Genomic DNA, 20,121 nt, shown 5'->3' with positions numbered 1-20,121 from the left:
CGGTACTGGGTGGTGCGGGTGACCGAAAGCACGACCCCGCCAATGTACAACGGAAACGGTTTCCATTAAGATTTACGTCATGCTTCCCCTGCCTCAGCCGCTCCGCCGTGCCCGCTCCCAGAAACGTGGACGTCGTGCGCTCGGAACCGGGGCGGCAACCGCCCTGGTCGCAGTCGGCGCACTCGGCCTGAGCGCCTGCGGCACGGCGACCTCCGACACCGCGGACGGGCGCATCTCGGTCGTCGCCTCCACCAACGTGTGGGGTTCGGTCGCGGCGGCCGTCGCCGGGGAGCACGCGGACGTCACGTCGATCATCAGCGAACCGTCCGCCGATCCGCACTCGTACGAGGCCAGCCCCCGCGACGCCGCGGCCCTCACCGACGCCGACCTGATCGTCTACAACGGCGGCGGCTACGACGAGTTCGTCGACGACATCCTCGCCAGCGGTGCGGACAGGCCGACCGTCAACGCGTACGAGTTGCTCGGCGCCGAGAACGACCTGCACACCGACCACGCCGAGTCGGAGGCCGCGCCGACGAGCACGGACGCCGACGCCGACGGCCACGATCACGATCACGGCGCCGTCAACGAGCACGTCTGGTACGACATCGCGACCGTCGACTCCGTCGCCCACCGGATCGCCTCGGAACTCGCCGAACTCGACCCCGCCAACGCCGGCGCCTACACCGCGAACGCGGAGGCGTTCCACGAGAAACTGCACGGCATCTCCGCCGTCACCGCGGACATCGCGGCGAAGTACCCGCACACCGCCATCGCGCAGACCGAACCGATCGCGTACCACCTGATCGCGGCCGCCGACCTCGAGGACCGGACCCCGGCCGACTTCACCACCGCCATCGAAGAGGGCAACGACCCCCCGCCGGCCGCGATCGCCGCGACCCGGGACCTGCTCAGAGGCAAGCAGGTTGCGCTTCTCGTCTACAACAGCCAGACCGAGGACAAGGTGACACGCGACATCCGCGCGGTCGCCGAGTCCGCGGGCATCCCGGTCGTCGAGGTCACCGAGACACTTCCCGAGGGCGTCGACTACGTGCAGTGGCAGCTGTCGACCGCGGAGCAGCTCGCCGCAGCGCTCGACGCGGCCGCCGCCAGGCCGGCGGCATGAACGCCGGAACCCTTCCGCCCGCAATCGAACTGACCGGTGCAGGGCTCTCGTACGGGGACCGCACCCTGTGGTCCGGGCTGGACCTCGAGGTCGCGCCCGGTGAGTTCGTCGCCGTCCTCGGCCCGAACGGCTCAGGCAAGACGTCGCTGCTGAAGATGCTGCTCGGGCAGGTCCCGCTGACCGCGGGAAGCGCCCGGATCGCCGGCGACCCGATCCGGACCGGCAACCCGCACGTCGGGTACATCCCGCAGCAGAAGACGATGGACGAGGGCCTGCCGCTGCGGGGCCGCGACCTCGTCGGCCTCGGCGTCGACGGGCACCGCTGGGGCACCGGCTTCCGCAGTCGGCGCATCCGCCGTGCCGCCGTCGACGCCGCCATCGCCGAGGTCGGCGCCCAGTCCTACGCCAACGCCCCGGTGGGCTCACTGTCGGGCGGTGAACAGCAGCGACTGCGGGTCGCGCAGGCACTGGTCGGCGATCCGCAGGTGCTGCTCTGCGACGAGCCACTGCTCAGCCTCGACCTGGCGAACCAGCACCGCGTCTCGGACCTGATCAACCAGCGCAGGCTCGCCCACGACACCGCGGTCCTGTTCGTCACCCACGAGATCAACCCGATCCTGCCGCTCGTCGACCGCGTCCTGTACCTCGTCGACGGCCGGTTCCGCATCGGCACCGCCGCCGAGGTGATGACCTCCGAGGTGCTCTCCGCGCTGTACCGCACCGAGGTCGAGGTCCTCCATGTCCGCGGCCGACTCGTCGTCGTCGGCACCGGTGACGCGATCGACGCGCTCGGCGGCGCCGGGGAACTGAGCACCGACTGCGCCCATCACGAGGATCACGAGTGAACGAGGAACTCGCATGAACGACAAGCTGTCCGGGGCGCTGTCGAGCATGCTCGACTGGCAGACCACGATCGACCTGCTGCAGTACGACTTCGTGCAGCAGGCCCTCCTCGCCGCCGCGATCCTCGGCCTGCTCGCCGGCGCGATCGGCCCGCTGATCATCAGCAGGCAGATGTCGTTCGCGGTGCACGGCACCAGCGAGCTGTCACTGACCGGCGCGTCCGCCGCCCTGCTCGCCGGGATCAGCGTCGGGGTCGGCGCCATCGTCGGCTCCGTGATCGCGGCCGTCCTGTTCGCCCTGCTCGGTAGCAAAGCGCGCGAACGGGATTCGGTGATCGGCGTGATCATGTCGTTCGGCCTCGGCCTGTCGGTGCTGTTCATGTGGCTCTACCCCGGCCGCACGGGCACCAGCTTCTCGCTGCTCGTCGGCCAGATCGTCGGCGTCGGCAACGAGGGCCTGCAGTTGCTGCTGGTGTGCGCCGTCGTCGTGCTGGCCGTGCTGCTCGTGGTGTACCGGCCGCTGCTGTTCGCCAGCACCGACCCCGACGTGGCGCGGGCACGCGGCGTCCCGATCCGTGGACTGTCGCTGGTGTTCGCCGTTCTCGTCGGTGTCGCCGCCGCCCTCGGCGTGCAGATCGTCGGCGCACTGCTCGTGCTGTCGCTGCTCATCACCCCCGCCGCCGCGGCCGCCCGTGTCACGTCCAGCCCCCTGAAGACGACGCTGCTGGCGATCCTGTTCGCCGAACTCGCCGCGGTGGGCGGCATCCTGCTCTCGCTCGCTCCGGGCGTGCCCGTCTCCACGTTCGTCACCACGATCTCGTTCGTGATCTACCTGATCTGCCGGGCGATCGGCTCGCGGCGGCGCGCGAACTCGGGGCGGGTCGCGGTCGCGGCCTAGGCTGGTGTCGTGGCAATCGACCTGAACAGCGACCTCGGCGAGAGCTTCGGCGCCTGGCGCCTCGGCGACGACGAGGCGATGCTCGCCCTGGTGACAAGCGCCAACGTCGCCTGCGGATTCCACGCGGGCGATCCTGCTGCTCTCCTGGCCACCTGCCGCGCCGCAGCCAGCCGCGCCGTCCGCATCGGCGCCCAGGTCGGCTACCGCGACCTCGCCGGGTTCGGACGCCGCTTCATCGACATCTCCCCCAGCGACCTCACCGCCGAAGTCATCTACCAGATCGGCGCCCTCGACGGGCTCGCGCAGGCCAGCGGCTCCGCCGTCGGCTACGTCAAACCGCACGGCGCGCTGTACAACGCCGTCGTCCACCACCACGAGCAGGCTCGCGCCGTGGTCGCAGCCGTCGTCGCCTACGACCCCACCCTGCCCGTGCTCGGACTGCCCGGGTCGGTGTTCCTCGCCGAAGCCGAAGCCGCCGGGCTCCGGACGGTCACGGAGGCGTTCGCCGACCGCGGCTATCTGCCGACCGGTGAACTGGTCCCCCGCTCACAGCCCGGCGCGGTGCTGTCCGACCCGGACCTCGTCGCGGCACGTGTGCTCCGGATGGTCGAGGCCGGTGAGGTCGTGGCCGTCGACGGCACCGTCGTCCGTACCCGCCCCGCCTCGGTGTGCGTGCACGGCGATTCTCCCGCCGCGGTCGCGATGGCCGTGGCCATCCGGGACCGACTGGGCGCGGCGGGCGTCGCCATCGCGGCGTTCGTGTGATTCGCAAGCCCGTCCGCGCCCGACCTCTCGCCGAGGAACGAGCGCGCTGACGAGCTCGGCCGCCACCGTCTCCCCCACCCTGCCGACACCGGTCACGTCCGACGGCGGTGCCGTGACGAGGCGATTTCGTCGACTCCGAGTCCGGGTTGTTGCGGTGACTCCGGTCACAGAGTAAGACTAGTGAACCAAGTTCGATGAACGTGATTCGGTCCGGGCAGGCGTGTCCGGCGCCGCCCACCCGTGGCGCGGCACGCCCGACCCACCGACGGACGTCGAACTCGATCTCGAAATCGGCGATGACCCAGGAAAGGGAGCTGTACACATGTCAGGACTCGAAGGGAAAGTCGCCTTCATCACCGGTGTTGCGCGCGGGCAGGGCCGGTCGCACGCCGTGCGGCTGGCCCGCGAAGGCGTCGACATCATCGGCGTCGACATCTGCGCCGACATCCCGTCGATGTCGTACCCGAACGCGTCGGAAGCCGATCTGGAGGAGACCGTCCGCCTGGTGGAGAAGGAAGGCCAGCGGATCGTCGCCCGCAAGGCGGACGTCCGGAACTTCGAGGAACTCAGTGCCGCTTTCCAGGAGGGCTACAAGGAATTCGGCCGCGTCGACATCATCCTCGCCAACGCGGGCGTCGTCCGACTGGGACCCGAGACGGACAACTTCCTGGACGAGTGGAAGGACACCATCGACATCAACCTGACCGGCGCCTACCACACGGTCAGGGCGGCGCTCCCCGCGATGCGTGAGGCCGGTGTCGGCGGATCGATCGTTCTGACCAGCTCCACCGCGGGCCTCAAGGCCAGCCCCTCGCGCGATGCCAGCGGCACCGCCTACACCGCGGCCAAGACCGGACTGGTCGGATTGATGAAGTCCCTGGCGGGAAATCTCGCGCCGGAATGGATTCGCGTCAACACGATTCACCCCACCGGTGTCATCAGCGGAATGACGCAGAACGCCGCGATGGCCGCCCTCATGGAGGAAGCGAAGCGCGGGGGTAAGAACGCGGTCCAGGGCATGCAGAACGCGTTGCCCGTCGAGATCCTCGAACCCGAGGTCATCTCCAACGCCATCGCCTTCCTGGTGTCCGACGAAGCAAAGTACATCACGGGCGTGGCCATGCCCGTCGATGCCGGTTTCGCGATCGTCTGAGTTCCGGGCACCCACACCAGGGACCCCCGGCTCGGACACCCGGGACACCGGGACCGCTTCCACAGCTCGACAGACGAATCACCGCTCTCGATGTCACCCTTCGGGGCCTCGGGACGAACCCAGAGAAAGGTGTTCCAATGGCGCGAGGAATCATCTACGTCGAATCGGGTCCGATCTCGCCGGAGCGCGAAGAGGAATACAACAAGTGGTACGACGAGATCCACCTTCCCGACGTCGTCGCCACCGAGGGGTACGTCTCTGCCCGCAGGTTCGCGCCGGTCGCCGACGGCGGGCCGTACATCGCGATCTACGAGATCGAAGGTGACGACCTGCAGGCGATCTACGACCGCATGTACGAGGCGTACAACGCGGGCAAGTTCCGCATGTCGGACTCGCTGAAGACCCCTGAGCCGCCGGTCGTTCGGCTGCTGGCGCAGATCACGGAGTACGCACCGGAATCGGTGTGACGGCACGGATCGGGGGCGCGGGAGGCACCCTGCCACCCGCGCCCCCGATCCGTCCATCCGGTGGTTTCGAACCGTGAGTCCTTTCGGCCCGCGAGCGGACCGACAGGACTCACGGGCGCGTCAGCGCCGCTGGCGGGCGATGTCGGCGAGCACTACACCGGCGGCCACGGAGGCGTTCAGCGACTCCACGGGACCGGCCATCGGAATACTCAGGATCGTGTCGCACGTTTCGCGGACGAGCCGCGACAGGCCCTTGCCCTCGGACCCCACCACGACCACGACCGGACCGGTGCCGTCGTACTCGTCGAGGGTGGTGTCGCCGCCGGCGTCGAGGCCGACGACCTGCACACCCTTGGCCGCCCAGTCCTTGAGGGTGCGGGTGAGGTTGGTGGCCTGCGCGATCGGCAGGCGGGCCGCGGCACCGGCACTGGTCCGCCAGGCGACGGCCGTGACCGACGCGCTGCGCCGCTGCGGGATCACGACGCCGTGCCCGCCGAAGGCGGCGACCGACCGGACCACCGCGCCGAGGTTGCGGGGGTCGGTGATGTTGTCGAGCGCCACCAGCAGCGGCGCCTCCTGCTGGGTGCGCGCGTTGGCGATCAGGTCGTCCGGGTGCGCGTACCGGAACGGCGGCACCTGCAGCGCCACACCCTGGTGCAGGCCGTTGGCGCTCATCCGGTCCAGGTCGGTGCGGGGCACCTCGAGGATCGAGATGCCCGCCTCGGCGGCGAGCTGGACGCTCTCCGACAGCCGGTCGTCGTTCTCGGTGCCGACCGCAACGTACAGGGCGGTCGCGGGCACGCCGGCCCGCAGGCACTCCAGGACCGGATTACGGCCGAGCACGTTCTCGGGTCCGTCGCCGCCCTTGCGGGGTGATCCGCCACGGCCGCCGGAACCGCCGCCCGGGCGACCGGTGTTCGCGGCCTTGGCCGCCGCGCGAGCCCGCTTGGCCGCGGGATGCTTGGTGCGCTCGACGGCGGGCGGGGTCGCGCCGCGCCCCTCGAGCCCTCGGCGGCGCTGGCCGCCCGAGCCGACGACCTGGCCCTTCTTGGTGCCGGACTTGCGGATCGCGCCGCGCCTGCTCGAATTGCCTGCCATCACTGCCCTGCTTCGTCGTGGTTCTTCTCGAGGGACCACTCGGGTCCGTTGGGGGTGTCGGTGACCGCGATGCCCGCGGCCGCCAACCGGTCGCGGATCGCGTCCGCGGTGGCCCAGTCCTTGTCGGCCTTGGCCTGCTGTCGGGCGTCGAGGCTGGCGCGGACCAGCACGTCGAGCGCGGCGTGCGCGGCGGTCGCGTCACCCGACTCGCTCGCCCAGTGCGGGTCGAGCGGATCGACACCGAGGATGCCCATCATCGCCCGCACCTGCCCGGCGACGAAGACGGCACCGTCGAGATCGCCCGCCGCCAGCGCCTTGTTGCCCTCCCGCTGCCGGCCGTGGATCTCCGCGAGCGCCTTCGGCACACCGAGGTCGTCGTTCAGCGCCGCCGCGAACCCGTCCGTCCAGGTGCCGAGCGGGACGTTACCGGCCCGCTCGAGGGTCTTGAGCACGAACGCCTCGATGCCGCGGTAGGTCTCGGCCGCGACGTCGAGCGCGTGGTCGGAGTACTCCAGCATCGAGCGGTAGTGCGCACCACCCAGGTAGAACCGAAGCTCTTGCGGCCGAACCCTTTTCAGGACGTTGGGCACCGACAGGACGTTGCCGAGCGACTTCGACATCTTCTCGCCGCCCATGGTCACCCAGCCGTTGTGCAGCCAGTAGCGGGCGAAGCCGTCACCGGCGGCCCGCGACTGCGCGAGCTCGTTCTCGTGGTGCGGGAACACCAGGTCGAGTCCACCGCAGTGGATGTCGAACTCGGGACCCAGGTAGGCACCGGCCATCGCGGAGCACTCGAGGTGCCAACCCGGCCGACCGCGACCCCACGGCGTCGGCCACGACGGCTCGCCCGGCTTCTCGGCCTTCCACAGGGTGAAGTCGCGGGGATCACGCTTGCCCTCCGCGGCGCTCTCCCCCTGGTGCACGTCGTCGAGCTTGTGCCCCGACAGCGCGCCGTACTTCTGCCAGCTCAGCACGTCGAAGTAGACGTCACCGGCCGCGGCGTAGGCGTGGCCCGCGTCGATCAGCCGCTGCATCAACTCGACCATCTGCGTGACGTGACCGGTCGCTCGCGGCTCCACCGACGGCGGCAGGACGCCGAGCTGGTCGTACGCCCAGCCGAAGGACCGCTCGTACGTCGCGGCCCACTCCCACCACGGGCGGCCGGCGTCCGCGGCCTTGTTCAGGATCTTGTCGTCGATGTCGGTGACGTTGCGCACGAACGCGACCTCGTAGTCGTGCGCAAGCAGCCACCGGCGGAGGACGTCGAAGGCGACACCGCTGCGAACGTGGCCGATGTGCGGCTCGCCCTGCACGGTGGCCCCACAGAGATAGATCGACGCGTGTCCGGGAGCCAGCGGAACGAAGTCACGCAGGGCCCGCGTCTCGGTGTCGAAAAGTCGCAGGGTCACGACGTGCGATCCTACCGGTCCGACCCGGCCGTGATGAGCAGCGCCGTCGCGACTGCCGCGATCCCCTCGCCACGGCCCGTCAACCCCAGACCGTCGGTGGTCGTCGCGGACACCGACACGGGTGCGCCGAGCACCGCGGACAGCGCGTCCTGGGCCTCGATCCGCCGCGGCCCGATCTTCGGCCGGTTGCCGATCACCTGCACCGCGGCGTTCCCGACGGCGAGCCCCTCCTCGTCGAGCATCCGCCGCACCTCGGTGAGCAGCGCCGCGCCGCTCGCACCCGACCACTCGGGGCGACCGGTGCCGAACACCGACCCGAGGTCGCCGAGACCCGCCGCGGACAGCAGCGCGTCACACAGGGCGTGCGCGGCCACGTCTCCGTCGGAATGGCCGGCGCATCCGTCCTCCCCCTCGAACAGCAGGCCTGCGATCCAGCACGGCCGTCCCGCCTCGATCGGATGAACGTCCGTACCGATGCCCACTCGCACTGCCTGCGACTCCTATTCGTTCGTGTCCGGGTCCGTCAACGCCCGCGCCAGCGCGAGGTCGAGCGGCGTGGTGATCTTGAAGGCGAGCGGCTCCCCGGCGATCGTGCGGACGCGCGCCCCGATGCGCTCCACAAGCCCCGCGTCGTCGGTGGTCACGACGTCTGAACTCTCGTACGCCCGGCGCAGCAGATCCGCGGCGAATCCCTGCGGCGTCTGGACCGCCCGCAGTTCCGAGCGTTCGAGCGTCCCGGTGACGACGCCGAGCAAATCGACGCACTTGACCGTGTCGGCGACCGGCAGCGCGGGCACGACCGCCTCGCGGCCCGCCCGCAGCTCCGCGACCACCCGTGCGATCAGCGTGGGCGGGGTCAGGGCCCGAGCCGCGTCGTGCACGAGCACGAGTTCCGCATCGCCGGCCGCCGCGAGGCCCGCACGCACCGAGTCGGTCCGTTCCGCGCCGCCCGGCACGACGTCGACACCGTCCGGCAGGTCCGCCCGGACCGCGTCGACACGATCCGGCGGCACGACGACGACGACGCGATCCACCACGCCCGAGTCGAGCAGCCCGGCCACCGCCCGCTGCAGCAGCGTCTGCCCACGCAGCGTCACGAAGGCCTTCGGCACACCCTCACCGAGCCGGGTGCCCTGTCCCGCGGCGGGAACCAACGCAACGACCCGGCCTCCGCTGCGCGCGTCGGCCGGGTCGGTCACGGTGTTCATCTGTTCAGGTCCGCGTGGACGTCAGGACGCCGCCGCGAGGACCTCGTCGAGGATCGTCTCGGCCTTCTCGTCGTCCGTGCCCTCGGCGAGGGCGAGCTCACCGACGAGAATCTGCCGTGCCTTGGCAAGCATCCGCTTCTCCCCGGCGGACAGTCCTCGATCCTGCTCGCGACGCCACAGGTCGCGAACGACCTCGGCGACCTTGTTCACGTCACCGGAGGCCAACTTCTCCAGATTCGCCTTGTAACGCCGAGACCAGTTGGTCGGCTCCTCCGTGTGCGGTGCACGCAGCACCTGGAAGACCTTGTCCAGTCCTTCCTGACCCACTACATCACGAACGCCGACGTACTCGGCGTTCTCTGCGGGGACTCGGACGGTGAGGTCGCCCTGGGCGACCTTCAGTACCAGATATTCCTTTTGTTCACCCTTGATGGTGCGTGTTTCGATCGCTTCGATCAACGCCGCGCCGTGATGGGGGTATACGACGGTGTCTCCGACCTTGAAAATCATCTGTCCCGTGCCCCTTTCGATCTGCCCAGTTTATCACGGCTCCCCGCCGGGACGGTTCCAACGTCGCTGGTCAGACGCACGACGGGGAGATAACAACGCTTGACACCAGGTCACGAACGTGCATCGACACGGCACCGAACCTCCCGCCGGACACCGGATTTCGCCGAGCAGCGACAGACTCGGGGCAGCCCGGGAACGACCCGGACTCAACCGCGCGAGAGACAACTACTACTCTGCCTAGTTGAGTTACGACCCGACGCCGTGGAGGACACCCCCGTGACAGCACTGAATGCGTCGACTCGCCGAGTCGCCACCGCCGTTGCCCTGGCCGCAGCCGCTGCCATCTCGCTGTCCGCCTGCGGCGCGGGCCAGGTCGCCCAGACGTCGACGCAGGTCGCCGCGGTCAACGGCAACTACGCGAACCAGGGCGACATCTCGCTGCGCAACGTGCACATCGTGTACCCGAACAGCGAGGAGTACAGCCTCGAGCCGGGCGGCACCGTGGCACTCGCGTTCACCGCGATCAACGAGAGCGAGTCCAAGCCCGAGCGACTGGAGAAGATCACCACCGATCTCGCCAAGTCCGTCACCATCGCCGGCGAGGTCGGCGGCCGGGTGATCGAACCGCAGACCGCGCTGAGCGCCGGAACCGTCAACGCCACGGTGACCGACGACGGCGAGGAGATCGAGACCGACCTGATCCTGGTCACGCTGAACGGGGTCGCCGAGCACGTCTACCCGGGTCTGACCGCGCCGATCACCTTCACCTTCGCCAACGCCGGTGACATCACCGTCGACGTGCCGGTCGACGCGGGCCCGGTCCTCGAGCGTCACGAGTCCGCGCTCTCCGGCAACGCCGGTGCGGGCACCCTGGCCGAGCACGCCGGCGGCCACTGACCACCGCGGAAAGCAACACGAGAGCGACCCCCGGCCGATCGGCCGGGGGTCGCCGTCGTCTCAGCCGGCGACGCCCCGCAGGGTCGCCGAGGGTGCGACCCCGTACTTACGGCGGTACGAGGCGGCGAAGCGTCCGGTGTGGGTGATACCCCAGCGCATCGCGACGTCGGTCACGGACGTCTCGGACGGCACGCCGCCGATCAGCTCCGCGTGGATCCGGCCGAGGCGCACGTCGAGCACGTAGTCGCGGGGCGACATGCCGACGTACACGCGGAACCCCTCCTGCAGTCGTCGCACGCTCACCCCCGCCACCTCGGCCATGTCCGCCGCCGTCCAGGCCTGGGCGGGGTCTTCGTGGATGCGGTCGATGACGCGCTTGACGATGCGCGGACGGACCGCGGCCCCGCTCTCCTCCGGCATGACCGCCAGCACGAACGCCGAGGCGAGAGCCCCGGACAGCTGCTCGGCCACCACGGGTTGCTGCCAGAGCGTCTCCCCCTCGCGCACCTGCTCGACGACGGACCGCAGCAGCGCCATCCAGCTCGCCCCCTCGGCGGTCGACAGGTCCACCTGGGCCGGCAGCCGCCGATCCGGGCGACCGAGCACCCGGTCCAACTCCCGGTGCAGGTAGTCCCGGTCCAGTTTCACTCCGACGATCTCGCACCCCTCGGTCCACCGGGTGATGGCCGCGGTGGTGTCCGGCCGGAACACCGACGCCTGCCCCGGGAGCGACACGACGTCGTGACCGCCGCTGACGGATTCGATCCGCCCCGAGAGGGGAATGTTGACCGCGTAGGCCCCGGGATGCTCGGTCCGCACCGCAACCTCGGCTCCCCATCCGATCCGCGTGAGCCGCAGCGCGCCGAGCGGCAGGGCCCGCACCTGCAGGTGCGGCTCCGACCCGGCCGTCAACGGCGTCAACACGTGGGGAAAGTAGGCATCGGACACCACGTGTTCCGCCTCGTGCCAGTCGCCGGTGCCAGTGACCACCATTTCCGTGTTACCTCCCGTCCGAGCTGTGCACACAAGTGTGATGTGCAGCACTCTCCCTGGCAAATGTGACCCATCCCGCAGTCGTCGCGCGTTCCGGATCGCGGCGTCGCTTCGCGGATGGAAGCGGACACCGGACGGGCATATGTTCTGGATCACACCAGAAAGCCACCCGAAAAGGAGCACCGACGATGGACTCGCGCAGACTCCGAAACATCTTCGGACAGTTCGCAAGTGGCGTCACCGTCATCACCTGCGCGAAGGAGGACGGCTCCGCGCACGGTGCGACGGTGACCGCATTCACCGCCGTCTCGGTCGAGCCGCGACTGTGCCAGGTGACCTTGACCCGAACCTCGAAGGCCTGCAGCTTCCTGTCGGGAGCGCCGTTCGCGGTGAACATCCTCGCCGCCGACCAGACCGACGTCGCCCTGCACTTCGCCGGACGCCCCCAGTCGCCCGAACCGGTGTGGAAGCAGGGACCGACCGCCCCCGTCCTCGCCGGCACCGCGGCCACCCTGTCGTGCATGCCGTGGGCCGAGTACGACGGCGGCGACCACATCATCTTCATCGGCGAGATCGTCGACGCCGAGAGCCGCGAGACCTCACCATTGCTGTTCTACCGCAGCACCTTCCACGATCTCGGTGCACCGAGCGCCTCGGCCGCCTGGAACGGGTCGATGGACGACCCGAACAACGGCTGGTTCGACGCCGCCACCAGCTTCACCCCCTTCCACCTCTCCACCGCAGCCAACTGACACCCGATCCACCGAGCTCGTACCCGCCCGAGTTCCCTCCCCCAAGGAGTTGCCATGACCACCACCGAGAACCGCCCCGACGAAGCCACCGTCGACCGGTCGAAGTTCAACCCGGCCGCGAACTCACCCGCGAACACGCAGGCCAACTTCGCGACCCGCCCGATGACCGGCGACGAGTACATCGAGTCCATCAAGGACGGCCGCGAGATCTACCTGCACGGCGAGAAGGTCAAGGAGTTCTGGAACCACCCCGCGTTCCGCAACTCGATCCGGATGACCGCCCGGCTGTACGACTCCCTGCACACCGGCGAGCACGTCGACACCCTCACCTGCCCCACCGACACCGGCAACGGCGGCGTGACGATGCCGTTCTTCAAGACCCCGACCAGCTCCGACGACCTGCTCGCGGAACGCGACGCGATCGCCACCTGGGCGCGGATGACGTACGGCTGGATGGGCCGGTCCCCCGACTACAAGGCCAGCTTCCTCGGCACCCTCAACGCCAACAGCGAGCTGTACGCCCCGTTCCAGGACAACGCCAAGCGCTGGTACCGCGAATCGCAGGAGAAGGTCCTGTACTGGAACCACGCGATCATCAACCCGCCGGTGGACCGGCAGCTGCCCCCGGACCAGGTCGGCGACGTGTTCATGAAGGTCGAGAAGGAGACCGACGCGGGCCTGATCGTCTCCGGCGCGAAGGTCGTCGCGACCGGATCGGCGATCACCAACTACAACTTCATCGCCCACTACGGCCTGCCGATCAAGAAGAAGGAGTACGCGCTGATCTGTACGGTGCCGATGGACGCACCGGGCATCAAGCTGATCTCGCGCGCCTCGTACTCGCAGAACGCCGCGGTCGTCGGCTCCCCGTTCGACTACCCGCTGTCGTCGCGGATGGACGAGAACGACGCCATCTTCATCTTCGACAAGGTGCTGGTGCCGTGGGAGAACGTCTTCATGTACGGCGACGTCGAGAAGATCAACGCCTTCTTCCCGCAGTCCGGGTTCCTTCCCCGCTTCACCTTCCAGGGTTGCACCCGACTGGCCGTCAAGCTCGACTTCATCGCCGGCCTGCTGATGAAGGCCCTCGACGCCACCGGCGCCGGCGGCTTCCGCGGCGTGCAGACCCGCGTCGGCGAGGTCATCGGATGGCGAAACCTGTTCTGGTCCTTGACCGAATCGATGGCCCGAGACCCCGAACCGTGGATCGGCGACACCGTGATCCCGAAGCTCGAGTACGGCCTGACGTACCGCATGTTCATGATCCAGGGCTACCCGCGGATCAAGGAGATCATCGAGCAGGACGTCGCGTCCGGCCTGATCTACCTGCCCTCGTCGGCCGCCGACTTCAAGAACCCCGACGTGCGTCCCTACCTGGACAAGTACGTCCGCGGCAGCGACGGCATCACCGCCGTCGACCGGGTCAAGGTGATGAAGGCACTGTGGGACTCGATCGGATCCGAGTTCGGTGGCCGCCACGAGCTGTACGAGCGCAACTACTCCGGCAACCACGAGAACGTCAAGGCCGAGCTGCTGTTCGCCGCCGAGAACCGCGGCATCGTCTCCGGCATGAAGGGACTCGCCGAGCAGTTCATGAGCGAGTACGACCTCGACGGCTGGACGGTGCCCGACCTCATCGGCAACGACGACGTCAGCGCGTTCTACAAGAAGTGACGATTCACGAGAAGTAACCGAGCTGCCGCGCTCGGGTGGTGCCCCCCTCCCCCACCCGAGCGCGGCTCTTCAACGTCCCGGCACCACCGTCCGCGTGGTTGCCGGGACTCACGAACGAACGAGCTCCGCCGGGGTGACGCCGTAGCGACTCCGGAACGCCGCGGCGAACCGGCCGGGATGGCCGAAGCCCCACCGGAAGGCGACATCGGCGACGGTGACCGCACCCGACGTGAGATCGCGCCGGGCGCGGTCGAGCCTGATGTCGAGCAGGCACGCGAAGGGTGCGGCACCGACGTGCTGCGCGAACGTCTCCTGCATGCGGCGCACGCTGGTTCCCGCCACCTCCGCCATGTCGGCCGCCGTCCACGGACGCGCCGGATCGTCGTTCAGTGCGTCCAGGACCCGGCGCACCACTCCCGGACGCGGCGCGGGCGCCATCCTGTCGTCGGGCGCGACGGCGAGCACGAACGCGGTCACCACCGATCCGGCAAGCTGCTGCGCCACAACAGGATTCGCCACAACTCCGTCCGGCACCGAAATCTGCTCGTACAGCGCGTGGACGAGACCGCGCCACGGGCCGGCGCGCCCCGCGAAGTCCAGCTGATCCGGCAACACGAGCGCCGGCCGGAGCGGACCGCCCAGGATCCGGTCCGCCTCGCGGTGGAGGAGCTCCCGGTCCAGCTTCACACCGAGAACGGTTGCGTTCCAATGGGTGATCATGCATGGAGAGTCCGCGCGGTACAGGGCGGCCTGCCCGGGCAGCGTCACGCCGGTACCGTCGTGACCACGAGATTCCAGACGACCGGTGAGTGGAATGTCGATCTCGTACGCACCGGGGCAGTCACTCTCGATCGCGACATCGGCGCCCCAGCTGACCCGGCCGAGGGTGACGCCACCGAGATCCTTCGCCACCATGTTCAGGTCGCACGTTCCCCCGCCGGACAAGTTCGTCAGGGCAAGAGGGAAGTACGCGTCGGCGACCCTGCGCGACGCCTCCTCCCAGTCCTCTTGCGGCACACGGACGACACTACTCGTCGCGCATCGACGCGCGGGTGGGACAGTGGTTCCGACCGACGACAGTTCTCGTGTGAACCAGGAGTGACCATGACCGGACCCACCGTGGTGTCCTTCGACGACGCCGCCCCGATCCTCGCCGACTCGGCGTGGCTGGCACCGACCGCCACCGTCATCGGCGACGTGACACTGGGCGCGAACGCCAGCATCTGGTACGGCGCCGTGGCGCGTGCCGACGTCGCACCCATCGAGATCGGCGCGGGCACCAACATCCAGGACAACGTGACCCTGCACGCCGACCCCGGATTCCCCCTGTCCGTGGGCGCGAACGTCAGCGTCGGCCACAACGCGGTCCTGCACGGCTGCACCATCGGTGACGACAGCCTGATCGGTATGGGAGCGGTGGTCCTCAACGGTGCCCGGCTCGGTGCACACTGCCTCGTCGCGGCCGGCGCCGTCGTCCTCGAGGGCACCGAGATCCCACCGCGCTCGCTGGTCGCGGGCGTGCCCGCGAAGGTGCGGCGTGAACTGACCGACGACGAGATCGCGCACATCGGACACAACGGCGCCGCCTACCGCGCCCTCGCGGACAAGCATCGGGGAGGCCGCACCGCCTGACGTCGCCGAACACCCGCCGGTGTGCCGGTGCGGTGCGGTGTCGGTGCCCGACCCTAGGCTCGGGCCGTGGCGAAACCGAAGACCAGCTACCGATGCAGCGCCTGTCAGTACACCGTGGCCAAGTGGGTCGGCCGGTGCCCCGAGTGCGGCGAGTGGGGATCGGTCGAGGAGGCGGCACCGGTGCTCGCCGCGGTCGCCAACCGACCCGGGGCGAGCACCGCCCGCGCCGGTGCGGGACTGGTGCCCGCTTCGCCCGCGACACCGCTGTCCCAGGTCAGTGCCACCATCAGCCGGGCCAAGCCGACCGGGGTCCCGGAACTCGACCGCGTCCTCGGCGGCGGCATCGTCCCCGGGTCGGTGGTCCTGCTCGCCGGCGAACCGGGCGTCGGCAAGTCGACGCTGCTGCTCGAGGTCGTGCATCGGTGGGCCCGCCGCGACACCGACGAGCGGTCCCTCTACGTCACCGGCGAGGAGTCCGCCGGCCAGGTGCGGCTTCGAGCCGACCGCACCGGCGCCGTGCACGACCGCGTGTACCTGGCCGCCGAATCGGACCTGGCGACGGTGTTCGGGCACGTCGAGCAGGTGAAGCCGACCCTGCTCATCGTCGACTCGGTGCAGACGATGCTCGCCGCCGACGTCGAAGGCGTCACCGGCGGCGTCACGCAGGTGCGGGCGATCACCGCCGCACTGACCACCCTCGCGAAGACCAGCGGCATCCCGGTGCTGCTGATCGGCCACGTCACGAAGGACGGTGCGGTCGCCGGGCCGCGATCGCTGGAACACCTCGTCGACGTCGTCCTGCACTTCGAGGGCGACAAGCACTCGACGCTGCGCATGCTGCGGGGCGTGAAGAACCGGTTCGGCTCCGCCGACGAGGTGGGTTGTTTCGAACTGCACGAGGACGGCATCGAGTGCGTCACCGACCCGTCCGGCCTGTTCCTGCACCACCGCGACGACAGCGTCCCGGGTTCGGCGGTCACCGTCACGATGGACGGCAAGCGCGCCCTCCTCGGCGAGGTGCAGGGTCTGGTGGTCCCGACCCAGAACCCGTCACCCCGGCGCGCGGTGAGCGGGATGGACGCGGCCCGGGTGGCGATGGTGCTCGCGGTGCTCGCCAAGCACGGAAACGTCAAAACCCACGACCGGGAGGTGTACGCCGCGACGGTCGGCGGCATGCGGGTCACCGAACCGTCCGCCGACCTGGCCCTCGCGCTGGCCATCGCGTCCGCGTTCCGCGACGTCGCACTGCCCGCGGGGCTCGTCGCGCTCGGCGAGGTGGGCCTGGCCGGGGAGGTCCGTCGCGTCACCGCGGTCGGCAAGCGGCTCGCCGAGGCCAAACGACTCGGGTTCACCCAGGCAGTGGTCCCCCGCGACTCCGGGCCCTACCCGAGCGGGATCAGGGTCGACGAGGTGGGCAACGTCCAGGAGGCGCTGCGTGTGGTGCCGCGCCGGCTGAAGTCGGTGCAGGACGAGTCCTGACCGGGGTTTACGGGCCTACAGGGTCGAATCGCCGAACGACGGCTTCGTCGGCACCCCGTCGACGAACTCGCGCATCGGTGTGAAGTGCTCCGGCTCGATCGTCAGGAACAGGCCCCGCGACGTGGCGACGACGTCGTCGCTCGCATTCGGCCCGTCGACGATGCGCGCCTCCGCGCTGGTGTACACCTTGCGGCGGATCGTCCCGTCGACCCGGGCCCGGAACTCGAGTACCGAGCCGAGCGGGATGGGGCGCGCGAAGTCGATCTGCAGGTGTCCGGTCACGACAGCGGTTCCGAGCACCATGCAGGCGATGCCCTGCGTCTCGTCGAACGCGGTGGTCAGGATGCCTCCGTGGATCACGCCCGGACCGCCCTGGTAGCGGGACTCGACCTCGAGCCGGCCGGTCACCTCGATCCCCTCGGTCGCGGCGAACCCCATCGCGATGCCGGCGGGCTGGTCGTCGCCGCATCCGAAGCACTTCGCCCAGTGTTGCGGCAGTGCCGCACCCGGGGCGGGAAAGATGTCGGGCCGACGCGGGATTTCGAGATCATCGGGCAACGTCCAGGTACCGCTCATGTCTCGGTAATCTAGTCGTGACACTTCCGCGCGGGACGCACGCCTCCCGCGCACCGGTTACGAGAGCCACGCGGGTCTCGGTGAGGCAGGGGGACGGCGATGGACGACACCGCGGCCACGCTTCGCGAGACGATCGCTCGGCTCGCGCCGGGCACGGAGCTGCGGGACGGGCTGGAACGAATCCTGCGCGGACGCACGGGCGCGCTGATCGTCCTGGGCTACGACGAGCAGATCGGCGAGCTCTGCGACGGCGGGTTCGAGCTCGACGTCGAGTTCGCCCCGACCCGGCTGCGCGAGCTGTCCAAGATGGACGGCGCCGTCGTCCTCTCGACCGACGGCACCCGGATCGTCCGCGCGAACGTCCAGCTGGTGCCGGACTACAAGATCCCGACCGTCGAGTCGGGCACCCGCCACCGCGCCGCCGAGCGGACCGCGATCCAGACCGGTTACCCGGTGGTGTCGGTCAGCCAGTCGATGAGCATCGTGTCCGTGTACGTCGGGGGCGTCCGGCACGTACTGGAGGGCTCGTCGACGATCCTGTCCCGCGCCAACCAGGCCGTCGCCACCCTCGAGCGGTACAAGTCCCGGCTGACCGAGGTCACCAACGCCCTGTCGGTCGTCGAGATCGAGGACTTCGTGACCCTGCGCGACGCACTGACCGTGGCGCAGCGGCTCGAGATGGTGCGCCGCGTGTCCGTCGAGATCGAACGCGACGTCCTCGAACTGGGCACCGACGGCAGGCAGCTCGCGTTGCAGCTCGAGGAACTGGTCGGCGACAACGACCTGGCCCGGCAGCTGGTGGTCCGCGACTACCTGGCCCGGCCCGGCCAGCCGCCCGCCGAAGCGGTGGACGAGACGCTCGCCGCACTAGACAAACTCACCGACGCGGACCTGCTCGACCTGACCACCCTCGCGCGGGCCTTCGGCTATCCCGCCACGATCGAGGCGCTGGACGCGCCGATGAGTCCGCGGGGCTACCGCGTGCTCGCGCGGGTGCCGCGGCTGCAGTTCCACCAGGTGCACCGGCTCGTCGCGTCGTTCGGCACGCTGCAGGGTCTGCTCGCCGCGACCGCCTCCGACCTGCAGTCGGTCGACGGGATCGGCGGGCTGTGGGCGCGGCACATCCGCGAGGGCCTGTCGCGTCTCGCGGAGACGTCGATCGCGGGCCCGTTCGACTAGGGCAGGTCTCCTAGCCGAGGTTGAACGGCTCCGGGGTGCTGCGCAGGTTCCCCAACTGCCCGACGACGGTGTAGGCGCCCGCGCCGACCGGTACGCGGGCGGCGGTGCAGCCCGGAGCGGAGGTCGCGCCCGACCACTTGAGGGTGAACGCGGCCTGCTCGCCCGGTGCGAGGGTCCGCACGTCGGGCGTCGAGTTCGGGTAGCAGTCGGTGTTCGACCACAACCGCTGCTGCCCGTCGAGGGTGTAGACCAGCACCTGCTGCATCCCCGCGCCGAGGTCACGGTCGCAGGCCGAGCTGCCGATGTTCGTGATCACGATCCCGAACTCCGGCTCCTGGCCCACCGGATACGTCGCCTGGTCCGCGCTGACCCGGATCGCGAGCGAGTTGTCGGCGCACTGGCCGGCCGGCACCACAGCCGCGGTGGAGGTCCCCGAGGCCCCCGACGACGAACCCGACACACCCGCGCCGGACACCTGACCCGACACGGTGGCGGATGCCGTGGTCGACGCGGTCGACGGCGCCGTCAGGGAAGAACTGACGGCAGCCGCCGCGGCGTCGTCGTCACCGCCCCCACGCAACGCGGTGACGATCCAGATCAGCAGGATCAGCGCGACCACCGCCACGCCGATGGCGAGCCATCGGCGGCGCCAGTAGATCTCGGGGGGCAGCGGCCCGGACGGTTCCAACACGGACACCACGGTAAGTGCCCGGGCTACGAGCACCGCCCACCAGGGTCCGGCGTGTCGCTCACAGGGCCGTCAGTCGACGACCTCGCCGACCTCCCCGACCGTGCTGTGCAGCTTGATGCCGCCGTCGGCGAGCGTGTAGGTGACACCGACGATGGCACACGTGCCGTTCGCGACCTTCTCGGCGATGATCCGCGACCGCTCCTGCAGGAGCCGGCCGGTCTCGACGACGTGCCGGGCCTCGAACTCGTCCGTGGTCGACAGTCCCTCGTTCCGGCCGATGAGGATGGACGGCGTGACGCGCTCGACGATGTCCCGGACGAAGCCGCCCGGCACCTGACCGTTGTCGAGGGCGTTCAGGGTCGCGGCGACGGCACCGCAGCTGTCGTGGCCGAACACCACGATCAGCGGCACGTCGAGGATGTCGACCGCGTACTCGATGGACCCGAGCACGGCGCTGTCGATGACGTGGCCGGCGGTGCGGACCACGAACGTGTCACCGAGGCCCTGGTCGAAGATGATCTCGGCGGCGACGCGAGAGTCGCCGCACCCGAAGATCACTGCGGTGGGGTGCTGTCCGCCGACGAGTTTCGCCCGGTCGGCAATCCCCTGACTGGGATGCAGTGGGGTCCCGCTGACGAAACGCTCGTTACCCTGCTTGAGGGCTTTCCAGGCCGAGATGGGGTTCGAATTGGGCATGCCAGCCATTGTGCACCCCGACCGGATTCGGACATCGCGGTGACCTGGAGGAACAGAGAAGGGCAGGTGTGACGAT

General features: G+C 69.7%; 22 protein-coding genes. 12 read left to right on the top strand and 10 right to left on the bottom strand.

Going from position 1 to position 20,121, the window contains the following annotated elements:
• Positions 1–79 precede the first annotated feature (79 nt).
• From ACFYVR_RS05750 to ACFYVR_RS05725, 6 genes are all read left to right on the top strand, one after another.
• Positions 80–1,126 (top strand): metal ABC transporter solute-binding protein, Zn/Mn family, encoded by a 1,047-nt coding sequence (locus ACFYVR_RS05750; protein WP_387470585.1) that lies wholly within the window; start codon positions 80–82, stop codon positions 1,124–1,126.
• Positions 1,123–1,971 (top strand): metal ABC transporter ATP-binding protein, encoded by an 849-nt coding sequence (locus tag ACFYVR_RS05745; protein WP_387470583.1) that lies wholly within the window; start codon positions 1,123–1,125, stop codon positions 1,969–1,971. Before ACFYVR_RS05750 ends, ACFYVR_RS05745 begins: the two co-directional genes overlap by 4 nt.
• Positions 1,972–1,984: 13 nt before the next feature.
• The gene (locus ACFYVR_RS05740) at positions 1,985–2,866 is read left to right on the top strand and encodes a metal ABC transporter permease (protein WP_387470582.1); all 882 of its coding nucleotides are present in this window, start codon (positions 1,985–1,987) and stop codon (positions 2,864–2,866) included.
• Between the two features lie 9 nt (positions 2,867–2,875).
• Complete coding sequence (locus tag ACFYVR_RS05735; RefSeq protein ID WP_387470580.1) at positions 2,876–3,631, top strand: LamB/YcsF family protein; 756 nt, start codon at positions 2,876–2,878, stop codon at positions 3,629–3,631.
• Positions 3,632–3,953: 322 nt separating this feature from the next.
• The gene (locus tag ACFYVR_RS05730; RefSeq protein ID WP_387470578.1) at positions 3,954–4,784 is read left to right on the top strand and encodes a mycofactocin-coupled SDR family oxidoreductase; all 831 of its coding nucleotides are present in this window, start codon (positions 3,954–3,956) and stop codon (positions 4,782–4,784) included.
• A 137-nt stretch (positions 4,785–4,921) separates the two neighbouring features.
• Complete coding sequence (locus ACFYVR_RS05725) at positions 4,922–5,251, top strand: hypothetical protein (protein ID WP_387470576.1); 330 nt, start codon at positions 4,922–4,924, stop codon at positions 5,249–5,251.
• A gap of 120 nt (positions 5,252–5,371) precedes the next feature.
• Here ACFYVR_RS05725 and rlmB read toward each other — a convergent pair whose 3' ends face one another.
• From rlmB to carD, 5 genes are read right to left on the bottom strand one after another with little or no spacing between them, the layout of a single operon-like run.
• Complete coding sequence (gene rlmB / locus ACFYVR_RS05720; RefSeq protein WP_387470574.1) at positions 5,372–6,349, bottom strand: 23S rRNA (guanosine(2251)-2'-O)-methyltransferase RlmB; 978 nt, start codon at positions 6,347–6,349, stop codon at positions 5,372–5,374.
• The gene (gene cysS, locus ACFYVR_RS05715) at positions 6,349–7,758 is read right to left on the bottom strand and encodes a cysteine--tRNA ligase (RefSeq protein WP_387470572.1); all 1,410 of its coding nucleotides are present in this window, start codon (positions 7,756–7,758) and stop codon (positions 6,349–6,351) included. The genes rlmB and cysS overlap by 1 nt, the downstream gene beginning before the upstream one ends.
• A gap of 11 nt (positions 7,759–7,769) precedes the next feature.
• On the bottom strand, positions 7,770–8,246 hold the full coding sequence (ispF, locus tag ACFYVR_RS05710; protein ID WP_387470571.1) for a 2-C-methyl-D-erythritol 2,4-cyclodiphosphate synthase: 477 nt from the start codon (positions 8,244–8,246) through the stop codon (positions 7,770–7,772).
• A gap of 12 nt (positions 8,247–8,258) precedes the next feature.
• Complete coding sequence (gene ispD, locus ACFYVR_RS05705; RefSeq protein WP_387470570.1) at positions 8,259–8,966, bottom strand: 2-C-methyl-D-erythritol 4-phosphate cytidylyltransferase; 708 nt, start codon at positions 8,964–8,966, stop codon at positions 8,259–8,261.
• Between the two features lie 21 nt (positions 8,967–8,987).
• Positions 8,988–9,476: an RNA polymerase-binding transcription factor CarD gene (gene carD, locus ACFYVR_RS05700; RefSeq protein WP_345352957.1), complete on the bottom strand. Its 489-nt coding sequence runs from the start codon at positions 9,474–9,476 to the stop codon at positions 8,988–8,990.
• A 276-nt stretch (positions 9,477–9,752) separates the two neighbouring features.
• Here carD and ACFYVR_RS05695 point away from each other — a divergent pair, with 276 nt between their 5' ends.
• Positions 9,753–10,373 carry a hypothetical protein gene (locus ACFYVR_RS05695; protein WP_387470569.1) on the top strand — a complete coding sequence of 207 codons (621 nt, stop codon included), beginning with the start codon at positions 9,753–9,755 and terminating at the stop codon, positions 10,371–10,373.
• A 60-nt stretch (positions 10,374–10,433) separates the two neighbouring features.
• Here ACFYVR_RS05695 and ACFYVR_RS05690 read toward each other — a convergent pair whose 3' ends face one another.
• Entirely contained in the window at positions 10,434–11,366 is a 933-nt protein-coding gene (locus ACFYVR_RS05690; protein WP_387470568.1) for an AraC family transcriptional regulator, read from the bottom strand.
• A 188-nt stretch (positions 11,367–11,554) separates the two neighbouring features.
• Here ACFYVR_RS05690 and ACFYVR_RS05685 point away from each other — a divergent pair, with 188 nt between their 5' ends.
• Together ACFYVR_RS05685 and ACFYVR_RS05680 are read left to right on the top strand one after the other, a co-directional pair.
• Complete coding sequence (locus tag ACFYVR_RS05685) at positions 11,555–12,118, top strand: flavin reductase family protein (RefSeq protein ID WP_387470566.1); 564 nt, start codon at positions 11,555–11,557, stop codon at positions 12,116–12,118.
• Between the two features lie 54 nt (positions 12,119–12,172).
• The gene (locus ACFYVR_RS05680) at positions 12,173–13,792 is read left to right on the top strand and encodes a 4-hydroxyphenylacetate 3-hydroxylase family protein (protein ID WP_387470564.1); all 1,620 of its coding nucleotides are present in this window, start codon (positions 12,173–12,175) and stop codon (positions 13,790–13,792) included.
• 108 nt (positions 13,793–13,900) lie between these two features.
• On the opposite strand, the gene ACFYVR_RS05675 is transcribed toward ACFYVR_RS05680, so the two are convergent.
• Entirely contained in the window at positions 13,901–14,809 is a 909-nt protein-coding gene (locus tag ACFYVR_RS05675; RefSeq protein WP_387470562.1) for an AraC family transcriptional regulator, read from the bottom strand.
• 87 nt (positions 14,810–14,896) lie between these two features.
• Between ACFYVR_RS05675 and ACFYVR_RS05670 the strand changes: the two genes are divergently transcribed.
• Both ACFYVR_RS05670 and radA read left to right on the top strand, forming a co-directional pair.
• Positions 14,897–15,424: a gamma carbonic anhydrase family protein gene (locus ACFYVR_RS05670; RefSeq protein WP_387470560.1), complete on the top strand. Its 528-nt coding sequence runs from the start codon at positions 14,897–14,899 to the stop codon at positions 15,422–15,424.
• Positions 15,425–15,490: 66 nt separating this feature from the next.
• On the top strand, positions 15,491–16,903 hold the full coding sequence (radA, locus tag ACFYVR_RS05665; protein WP_387470558.1) for a DNA repair protein RadA: 1,413 nt from the start codon (positions 15,491–15,493) through the stop codon (positions 16,901–16,903).
• A 15-nt stretch (positions 16,904–16,918) separates the two neighbouring features.
• On the opposite strand, the gene ACFYVR_RS05660 is transcribed toward radA, so the two are convergent.
• Positions 16,919–17,479: a PaaI family thioesterase gene (locus ACFYVR_RS05660; protein WP_387470556.1), complete on the bottom strand. Its 561-nt coding sequence runs from the start codon at positions 17,477–17,479 to the stop codon at positions 16,919–16,921.
• A gap of 99 nt (positions 17,480–17,578) precedes the next feature.
• On the opposite strand from ACFYVR_RS05660, the gene disA reads away from it, so the two are divergent.
• Positions 17,579–18,658: a DNA integrity scanning diadenylate cyclase DisA gene (disA, locus tag ACFYVR_RS05655; protein ID WP_387470554.1), complete on the top strand. Its 1,080-nt coding sequence runs from the start codon at positions 17,579–17,581 to the stop codon at positions 18,656–18,658.
• A 10-nt stretch (positions 18,659–18,668) separates the two neighbouring features.
• On the opposite strand, the gene ACFYVR_RS05650 is transcribed toward disA, so the two are convergent.
• A complete protein-coding gene (locus tag ACFYVR_RS05650; protein WP_387470552.1) occupies positions 18,669–19,349 on the bottom strand; it encodes a hypothetical protein in 681 nt (226 codons plus the stop codon).
• 69 nt (positions 19,350–19,418) lie between these two features.
• The gene (locus ACFYVR_RS05645) at positions 19,419–20,045 is read right to left on the bottom strand and encodes a carbonic anhydrase (RefSeq protein WP_387470550.1); all 627 of its coding nucleotides are present in this window, start codon (positions 20,043–20,045) and stop codon (positions 19,419–19,421) included.
• Between the last annotated feature and the right edge of the window lie 76 nt (positions 20,046–20,121).

Source organism: Rhodococcus sp. NPDC003318, from assembly GCF_042879035.1.
Lineage (GTDB): Bacteria > Actinomycetota > Actinomycetes > Mycobacteriales > Mycobacteriaceae > Rhodococcus_G.
Note: the sequence above shows the minus strand (reverse complement) of the source record. Positions and strands in the feature narration are given on the sequence as shown.